Source organism: Paenibacillus sp. AR247, from assembly GCF_002968895.1.
Lineage (GTDB): Bacteria > Bacillota > Bacilli > Paenibacillales > Paenibacillaceae > Paenibacillus_AQ > Paenibacillus_AQ favisporus.
The window spans coordinates 433,461-442,750 of sequence record NZ_PCZT01000009.1 but is presented as its reverse complement, the minus strand read 5'-3'; the positions used below and the strand labels follow the sequence as shown (position 1 = coordinate 442,750).

Annotated in this window: 9 protein-coding genes; all 9 read right to left on the bottom strand. The window is 48.6% G+C overall.

The annotated features are described in order from the left end of the window. A partial coding sequence (locus tag CPT76_RS10005) for a sensor histidine kinase (RefSeq protein WP_105444024.1) occupies positions 1 to 1,274 on the bottom strand: 1,274 nt, incomplete at its 3' end. A 20-nt stretch (positions 1,275 to 1,294) separates the two neighbouring features. Next, positions 1,295 to 2,737, bottom strand: coding sequence for a response regulator (locus CPT76_RS10000; RefSeq protein ID WP_105442810.1), 1,443 nt, complete (start codon positions 2,735 to 2,737; stop codon positions 1,295 to 1,297). Positions 2,738 to 2,843: 106 nt separating this feature from the next. Next, positions 2,844 to 2,990: a hypothetical protein gene (locus CPT76_RS39330; protein WP_258168256.1), complete on the bottom strand. Its 147-nt coding sequence runs from the start codon at positions 2,988 to 2,990 to the stop codon at positions 2,844 to 2,846. Between the two features lie 143 nt (positions 2,991 to 3,133). After that, positions 3,134 to 4,444: an extracellular solute-binding protein gene (locus CPT76_RS09995; RefSeq protein WP_258168255.1), complete on the bottom strand. Its 1,311-nt coding sequence runs from the start codon at positions 4,442 to 4,444 to the stop codon at positions 3,134 to 3,136. An 86-nt stretch (positions 4,445 to 4,530) separates the two neighbouring features. Beyond that, entirely contained in the window at positions 4,531 to 5,427 is an 897-nt protein-coding gene (locus CPT76_RS09990; protein ID WP_105442809.1) for a carbohydrate ABC transporter permease, read from the bottom strand. Continuing rightward, positions 5,421 to 6,371 carry an ABC transporter permease gene (locus tag CPT76_RS09985; RefSeq protein WP_076321385.1) on the bottom strand — a complete coding sequence of 317 codons (951 nt, stop codon included), beginning with the start codon at positions 6,369 to 6,371 and terminating at the stop codon, positions 5,421 to 5,423. The genes CPT76_RS09990 and CPT76_RS09985 overlap by 7 nt, the downstream gene beginning before the upstream one ends. A 404-nt stretch (positions 6,372 to 6,775) precedes the next feature. Beyond that, on the bottom strand, positions 6,776 to 8,017 hold the full coding sequence (locus CPT76_RS09980; RefSeq protein ID WP_105442808.1) for a Gfo/Idh/MocA family protein: 1,242 nt from the start codon (positions 8,015 to 8,017) through the stop codon (positions 6,776 to 6,778). A gap of 76 nt (positions 8,018 to 8,093) precedes the next feature. After that, positions 8,094 to 8,915 (bottom strand): sugar phosphate isomerase/epimerase family protein, encoded by an 822-nt coding sequence (locus CPT76_RS09975; RefSeq protein ID WP_105442807.1) that lies wholly within the window; start codon positions 8,913 to 8,915, stop codon positions 8,094 to 8,096. Between the two features lie 38 nt (positions 8,916 to 8,953). Further along, positions 8,954 to 9,290: DUF993 family protein (locus tag CPT76_RS09970; RefSeq protein ID WP_146116289.1), on the bottom strand; the 337-nt coding region annotated here is incomplete at its 5' end.

Below are 9,290 nucleotides of genomic sequence, written 5' to 3'. Positions count from 1 at the left end.
GCGATCTCTCTGCTTCCGTATTCCAATCCGATGCTGCTGATGCAATTGAGCGTATTATAGAGAAAATGGGGGTTGATCTGGCTTTGCAGGGCAGCAAACTCCGCCTGTTTCTGACTCAGCTCAGATTCATATAATCTGGCCTGGGTATTGATCATATCTCTTGCCATCTGTTCCCTTTCATTGATTACCCGGTTAATGTCGTCGGCCAGCATGCCTACTTCATTGGTAGACCGGACTTTAATGCGGAAGCCCATGTCCCGGCTCCCCACTCTCTTCATATCCAGAACAAGTCCCATCACCGGACGCATCAGATTGTTCATAAAGAAACTGCCCATGATAAGCATGCTTAGAATCATCCCAATCCCCACGATAATGCTGACTTTCCGTATAGGGTTCATGTCTGCAGTAAGCTCTTGCACTGGAATCATACTCACAACCCGCCACCCGTCTGCCTGCTCCAAACCCTTAACCTGGACAAGAATATCTTCCCCATCGATCGTTGTTTTGACCCCGTTAAGCAGGATGCCCTTATCCATAGACAGAACTTCCCTGAATAACGCACCTCGGGCATTGGAATTGGTGGAAGCAATCACCTCATCCCGGCTATTCAGAATGTACAAGGTAGAGTTGGGCGTTAATTCCGTATTTTCTACAAGCCCCTGCATTTTGTCCATATTGACCAAAACGGTACAGTAACCCGTAATTTGGGAGAAATAGATTCCCCCGATGGCCTCCACAATCGGCGCTATATAAAAGAACTGTTCCGTTCCTGTTCTGTCGTCTTTTAGAATCGAGGTGAACATCCCCTTGTCCCGCAACGAAGGATCTTCCTTATACTTCTGGATAAAGGTATCGTAACGATTGAGAAAAAAAATATCTCCGCTTGCTGATGCCAAACTGTAAAGCCGTCTTCCCCGAATATCATTAATTACAATTCCGTCCACATACGAATTAAAGGATCTCATATATTCCATGAGATCCAATGCATTTGGACCGCTGTTAAACGCCCTTTGGTAATCATCATCCACTACAGAAAATTCCTGAACCCGTCTGCTATTGACCGCAATGCTGGTGCTGACCCTGATATCACTAAATGCAGAATCAATTTTGCGGCGTGTTTGTTCGATCATCTGGTTACTGTAATGGGCGGCTCTCTTCTGGGTTAAATTAGAGAAACTATAATAATAATAAAATTCCATGACAGTAAATATGATAATTGAGAAAAAAAAGATAAGCCATATCTGATGCTTCAATTTCAGTTTACTGATCTTCATGGCCCGCCGCTCCGTTCATATCAACTTTTTCTGAATTTGGTAGGGGTCATCCCGCAATGCTTCTTAAACACTTTATTGAAATAATAATAATCGACATACCCGGCCTGAATGGCCACTTCTTCAATGGATAGATCCGTTCGCTTCAGGAGCTCACGGGCTTTCTTGATTCTCAGCTCCGACACATATTCTGAGAAGGTTTTGCCCAGATTTTTTCTGAATAATTGGCAGCAATACACCTGGTTAATGAAGAATTGGGCAGATAAATCCTTCAAATACAATTTCTGCTCAAAATGATGGTTGATATAATTGATCATCCTGTTGAAGCAGGACTGGATGTCCCCTTCCTGCACAGAGCGGCTGTTTCCTATCCTGATGGAGTCGAGAACCTCATGTAAAAAGCTGCATAGCGACTCAAAGTGTTCAAATCGTTCCTTGATCTCGGAATAATTCAGGAATTCCAGTTCCATATCCTTCAATTCCTCAGAATATGCTTTGATAAGGATCCCGACGGCTTGATTCCACAGGTAGACAACCTCAGACATGCCCAGATGATGATCCCTGAAATATGCCTGCAGCCCTTTAATGTACGCATCCACATCGTCAAATTGATTTCCCAGTAGGATGTGGTGGATTTCATCGATACATGGCTTCACCAGATGAAGCTTCGGCTCGTAGTGAACGACGCCCCCAGCTTCTTCAAGAAAAACCTGGGAAGCGGACAGGTCTGCTTCTTTAATGAGCTTGCTCATGTGCTTTAGTTGATTAGAGATGCTGCTGACGCCCATAACGTGGATGCCCGTCTTATTCAGAACCCATTTATCCGAAAGTCCTTCCAGACAAGCCCTATGCTCCGTCATCAGGACAACTAGCATTTTTCGGGCACCGGCTTCAACTTCCACAACATGAACAGGCTTTCCCTCCAAAGAAAGCAGGTTCCTAATATTTTTATTTTCTCCCTCGAAATAGATGGTCAACACCTGATAATAGTACACAGCTGCATCATCGGGAAGTGGTAGGAAGCTCTTTATCTCGTCCTCATTCGCCGAGGTCAGTGCATCCAGAAGGAGTTGGTTGCGTGCTGTGCTTCTTCGGGAGAAGTGCATGGCCAGCTTCGCAATGAAGGGGTCAGCCTTATCGATATCCAAAGGTTTCAGGAAATAATCCAGCGCGCCATAGCGCAGCGCTTCCTGGGCATATTCAAATTCCGCATAACCGCTTACGATGACAAACTCAATGTCCAGCCCTTCTACTTTGGCCCTCTTCATCAGATCCAGTCCAGATATCTCAGGCATACGGATATCCGTAAATACCAAATCGGGTTCATTCGCTTTTATGGCATCCCACGCCGTGTAAGCGCTTTTAAATTGTCCGATAATTTCAAATCCATATTTATCCCAATCGAAGGCGTTGCGGATTCCTTTAATTGCCCACGGCTCATCATCTACAATCATGACCTTGTACATGGGTATCCTCCTGAACATATGGATTCCCCCGAATAATAGCAAAATTATTCGGGAACAGCAACGAAAAAAGGATAAACCACAGACTGGTTTATCCTTATGCCATGGATTACTTGCTCTGTGCTTTGACATCTCTATAATTCTTTATATTCTCATCCTGAACAGCCTGACCGCCGGCGTCCATATATTCTTTCACCAGCTTGTCATACAAGGCGTCGAACTCTGCCGGCTTGGCAACGACCAGCCTGTCACTCATTTGCTTGTTCATGTCACCCAACGTTTTGCCGTACTTGATACTAGCTTCGTTCGAGACGCCGTAATAGAAGCCTGTATAACCATCCGTCGTATTGATCTTGTATGATTCGACAGCCAGTTTTTCATAGTTCTGATCTCCGGCTGCTAAGGCTGCTGCGTACGTTCGGACATTCTTTCGGTATCGCCCAGCTCTGCACCGTTAACAATGAGAGTATAATCCATATTCAGATTGCTCGTTTGCATATTTTCGCCGGTTTGCGAAATCCCTTGCGGGATGCCGTTTACAAGCTTATGATTGACGCCTTCTTCGCCAAACTGAAGGAAGAACAACACCTCCGGATCAGCCATCCAGTTCAGATACTTTATGGCCAGCTCCGCATTCTTGCTGCTTTTCGGGATGAAGGAGAAAATCCCGTTTTCATTGTACATCTCTTTCAGGTATTTCCCCTCGTCGTTTTTGAAGGTATCTACAGCAACATAGTTGGCATCAGGTGCATTTTGCTTCAGTGGTTCACGAATTTTTTGTGAAAGTGGATAATCCCAGTTGGCAGCGTAGAAGCCTACCTTGCCATTAGTCACATCGGCGTCCGCTTGTTTGGTTGTTTTATCCAGCGCAAAGTCGGGGCTGATCAGCTTTTCATTGTACAGTTTGTTCAGCCATTTATAAGCATCCTTAGTGCCGGGCTTCAACCAATTGGTGGTGGTAACGAATTCCTCCTCCGACATCGGACCCCAGAACGAAGGAATCAGGTTGCCAAAGGTGTAGTTCATGCCGGAAGCCGCTGTTGCCCACGGAATGACACCATCCACATTACCCGGGTTCTTGTCACGGAAAGCAACGAGGGTATTATATAATTCATCCCGATTCGTTGGAACAGGCATTCCCAGCTTATCCAGCCAATCCTTGCGGATAAACATGCCGTTCCAAGCAATCAGAGTCCGCTTGCCTGGGATCGAGATTTGTTTGCCCTCATATTTCCCGTAGGAAAGAACTTTCTCGCCCAGATAAGACTTTAATTGCTGGCCATGCTTCTCCAACAATTCATCCAGTGTATAAAGGCCACCGCTTTTTGCGAAACGGGTTACGGTATTCCCGTCATAGGTGAAGGAAATATCAGGAGCTTCGTTGGCAGCCATCAACACATTCAGCTTGTCGACTTCTTGGGAACGGGGGACAGGAACAAACTTTACAATGGCGTTATTAGGCTTCCCGAATTTTTCATTGACATATTTGGTCCACGTGTTGTTGTTCAAGTCCGGTTGTCCCTGAATACCTCTGTCAAACACTTCCACTGTCAAGGTTACTGGGGAACCGGAGCCCGTTTCCGGTGCGTTGGACCCTTTTGATACCGTCTCCCCATTGTTATTGCCTGCGCCACCACAGCCTGCCACTCCTACGGCTAGAAGCACTGTGCTAAATAGAATTGCTGCTTTCTTCTTTATGCCCTTATACACGTTAACCACCCTTTCGTTCTTGTGATTGATTCTCTTAAATCATCCGCGAGGCCGGGATCCCCCCTTCATCATAATCTGTTTCCCCATCATCCCTTGATAGCCCCAGTCATCACACCATCCACGAAATACTTCTGCAGTTTAGGATAGATCAGCAAAATCGGAATCGTTGTAAACATGACACTGGCCGCTTTCAAAGACTCAGGGACAATATAGGAGCCGACACTTCCTTCTCCTCCTTGTTGGCTATCCAACTGCTGATTGGCCGAAATGATCTGGTAGAGCTTCATCTGCATAGGGTACAGCTCTTTTTTCGTAATATAGAACAGCGCATCCTGGAATCCATTCCATCTGTCCACCGCATAGAAAAGGCTTAATGTGGCGATCGATGGCAACGAAAGTGGGAGCACGATCTTGATGAGAATGCCCAGATCCGAACACCCGTCAATGGCTGCCGATTCTTCCAGACTCTCCGGAAGATTGCTGAAGAAGGTTTTCAGGATGATCATATTAAACACGCTCATGGCACCCGGCAAAACCAGGCTCCAAACCGAATTCATCATGCCCAGGTTTTTAACCAGAATATAGGAGGGAATTAAACCGCCGCTGAAATACATGGTGAAGACCAACGCTGTCAAAATAAAGCTTCTTCCCTTCAGCCGCTTCTTCGTTAACGGATACGCTGCACATATGGTTAGGAACATGCATACCAAAGTGTAAAATATCGTAAGCACAATACTGTATCCAAGCGTATAAAGCATATCCATATCGCTCAATATGGTTTTGTACGTTTCTGCTGTGAAGTCTACTGGCCACAGTCCTACCTTTTGAGAAATAATTGCTTCGTTGGAACTGAAAGAAAGCGCAATCATATACAGAAACGGTACGATACATGTGAAGGACAATGCCGCGATAAATACAATGATGGCAATATCCGCTACAGTCATTTTTTTTATCTTGCCCCTATTGATCGCCATCCTCACCATATCCCATCCTCGCCTAATTTTTTCGCAACAAAGTTTGCAGATAACAGCAGGATCAGGCCGACCACGGATTGGAACAATCCTACCGCCGTTGCCTGGGAGAAATCACCCGAACTAATACCAACTCTATACACGAAAGTACTGATAACATCAGAGTAATCGCTAACCAGTGAATTCCCCATCACAAAGGGACGATCAAATCCGATAGAAACCATTCTTCCTATTTGGAGAATCAACAAAATATTGATAGTTGACTTAATGCCAGGCAGTGTAATATGCCACATTTTGCGAAGCCTGCTGCAGCCATCAATATCGGAAGCCTCATACAACTCCCTATTGATTCCGGTAATGGCCGCCAAATAAATGATGGTGCCCCATCCGATATTTTGCCATACGCCAACGGCAATATAAGTAATCAGCCAAGGTATTTTCCGCGACAGAAACTCGATCTTCTCCAAACCAAAGCTCGACAGGAAATTGTTGATCATGCCGCCGTTAGAAAACATCAGATAGACCATACCGCCAATAATAACCCAGGACAAAAAGTGGGGCAGATACAACACGGTCTGGGTCATTTTCTTGAATTTTGCTTGTCTTACTTCATTGAGCAAAATCGCCAGAAGAATGGGCGCTGGAAAACCCGCGATCAAGTCCAGCACATTCAGGACCAGCGTGTTCTTCAATGCACGGTAGAAGCTGTCCTGCTCAAAAATAAACCGGAACACATCCAGTCCTACCCATTCGCTCCCTCTAATTCCTTCAAAAATGTTGTAATCTTGGAATGCCATCACAAGGCCATAGATGGGTGCATACTTGAAAATCAGGATATACGCCATCGGCAGCAGCAAAAGAAAATATAACAGACCGTCTCTTTTGATATAGTACAGAAAGTTATTTTTCCTTTTTGTTGCGCCGTACTTTCGGGAGCTGTCTAAAACCGCTTTCATTTTTCCCATCCCTCCGACTGTAATAAGGAGCTCTCATGTTTATCATTTTACCTTCAGGATGAAATAAAAAAATGTACTCCCTTAAATCAATTTGGTAATAACTTAAAAAGGTAGTTGTATGTAAACTGTAGAGTGAGGAATTAGTCAGGTAAACAAAATAAAGAACCAGAGACCATTTGGTCCTGATTCATTTAAATAGGTAGCATGCCTCCAAAATTACATAAAATGAATTTTTAATGCATGTAACATGGTCGGCCTCCCCTTGCAACAAGAAACCCCATCTTTAACTGTGTTGGAATCCAAAAAACAGTGAATAGTGGAGTTGCCTAGGGAAACTATTGATTTATGGTTTATCTTTAGATTAAACCTCGACATTGTAAAAAAAGAACCCTGAAGGAACGCCTCTAATTGGTCGGTCTACCGTTATTTGTGCGCATATTGGCAGGCAGCTCGAATCGGCTGTAGCCCTCCATCCGGAACAGCCGGGTCGGCGTCGCCCAAGGAAGCGGATATTCACTGTACAGTTGCCGCTTCGCTGCCGCGTCTCTCATCTTCTCGGACAAGCTGGGCAGCAAGCGCACCGTGGAGTCTCCATCCTCCCGCTCGGTCACGAATCGGCCGGGAATGGCACGAACGGCCCGAGCCGACTCATAGGCGCCGTTGGATACCAGCACGAAGCTTCGGCTTGCCTTGAGAGGCGAGAAGAGTGGTTTCCCTGGGGTTTCAATCGCTTCCATCAGGTTCAGATACATGCTGCACATCAAATCGGTCGGACCAAACGCCAAATCCTCTTCGGCGTCCTGTGCGCGAATGGTCAGCTTGTTCTGGTAATTCCAATGCGCTTCCCCTCGCGTTCCGTACACGGCAATCGAAGGCACTTCGCTTACTTCGTGACAAAGCATGGCGTAAAAATGAACGCTCACACCGTTAGCCATAACGGCGCGAATACAGGAGACATCGTCCCCTTCGATGTCATTGACGTGGTAAAGCTCGGCCTGCACCGATTCCGGGTCCAAGTCTGCGGAGCCTCCTCCGGCCGCCAGCAAGCTATGGTGCAGCAAGTGAGCAAACGGATTGTTGAACGTCCCGTCCAGCACATACTGGCCGTCACTGACCAGTTTGCCAGCCCAGCGGGTTCGATCATAGTAAGAGCGAAGCCGTTTCCACATGCCAATGCCGACCACATGCTCCACCTGCCCGAGCACACCGGAACCGATCCTTTCCAGCAGCGTTCGGAACGCCTGGCCCGACGTATTCTGGAAGTTCACCTGGCACAAGCGCCCGGTCTCCATCTGCACCGCGATCATCTCGTCCAAGTCCTGAATCGTTACCGCCGGGGGCTTCTCCACCAGCACGTGAAAGCCCATCCGCATCACCTGGATGCACATCGGCTTGTGGGAGGAGATCGGCGTGACGATGACGACGAAATCGATATCCGGATGCAGCGTGAGCATCTGCACGTAGTCTATATAATGGACGGCCCCAAGCGCGGTCAGCTTGTCGTAAGACTCCTGATGAGCGCCGACATTCGGCTCCGCAAAAGCAGCAACCTGCAGGCTACCCTCTTCGACCAGCTTCTGCACGACTTTCACATGTTCAGCGCCGAATCCCCCGATCCCGATCAGCGCGGTGCGACAAATCTTCACATTCCTTCCCTCCAAAGCTATGCCTTGACGAGCCGGGAACGATTCTCCCGGCCCGCCAAAGCTGCAAATTTATAATTCATACATGCTGCAAATAACGTTCCTTGATGAGCGTGAGCGCCTCATCTCCCGGCATATCCCATACCTGCCGGTTGAAGATTTCCACCTCGATCGCCCCCACGTAACCGGACGCTTCAACGGCATGACGCATCCGGCGCAACTCGATAAAGCCGTCCCCCATCATCCCTCTGCCCATCAGCAGGTCGGGTACCGGCACGATCCAATCGGAGACGTGGAAGCCGAGTATACGCCCCCTGGCCCGCTCAATTTGCGCGTATAGCTCGGGGTCCCACCAGACGTGGAACGCATCGACGACGACGCCGACGTCTTGCGGGTCGTGCTGCTCCGCGAGCGTGTTGGCTTGCGCCAGCGTATTGATGACGGAGCGTTCAGCGGCGTACATCGGGTGCAAAGGCTCGATACCGAGCTTGACTCCGTGCGAGCGGGCGAACGGCACAAGTTCCGCGATCGCTTCTTCGACCGTCTTGCGGGCGAAATCGATATCCCGGTCTGGCGCCGGTCCGCAAACGAGCACGAGCACATCGGTGCCGAGCTCGGCCGCTTCCTCGACAGCGCGGCGATTGTCGTCCAACCGCTCTTTGCGCGCAGGCGCGGTGGCCGCCGGAAAATAACCCCCACGGCACAGGCTGGAGACGCGCAGGCCCGCGTCCCGCACAAGCCGCTTGCTCTCGGCCAGGCCGGTCTCGCCCACTTTATGCCGCCATAGCGCGATCCAAGGTACTTCGGCTCGAACGCATGCTTCCACGGCCTCACGCATATTCAGCCGATCGGTCGTAATCTGGTTCAAGCTGAGTCTGTCTATGGAACGAAGCGGTTCCATACTGATCCCTCCTTGATTTCAAACATCTCTATAACTGATTACGGCCGAATACCCGCCAGCGCCAAGATAGGCTTCATCCGTTCAGCGGCAAGCTCCGGATCGGCCAACAGCCCAGCCCTGTCGGCAAGCACGAACAGCTCGGCCAAATGGACGATCGAGCGTGATCCCTCCGCTCCCCCGATCATGCGGAAATGCGGTTGGTGGCCGTTCAAGTAGGCCATGAACACAATTCCCGTCTTGTAGGCGTACGTCGGCTTCTGGAAAATATGACTCGACAAGGCAACGGTAGGCTCCATAATCGCCTCATAACTGACCAGATCGCCTGCGTCTAGTGCATGAAGCGCCTGGGCAGCGGCCGGCGCGATCGCGTCGAAT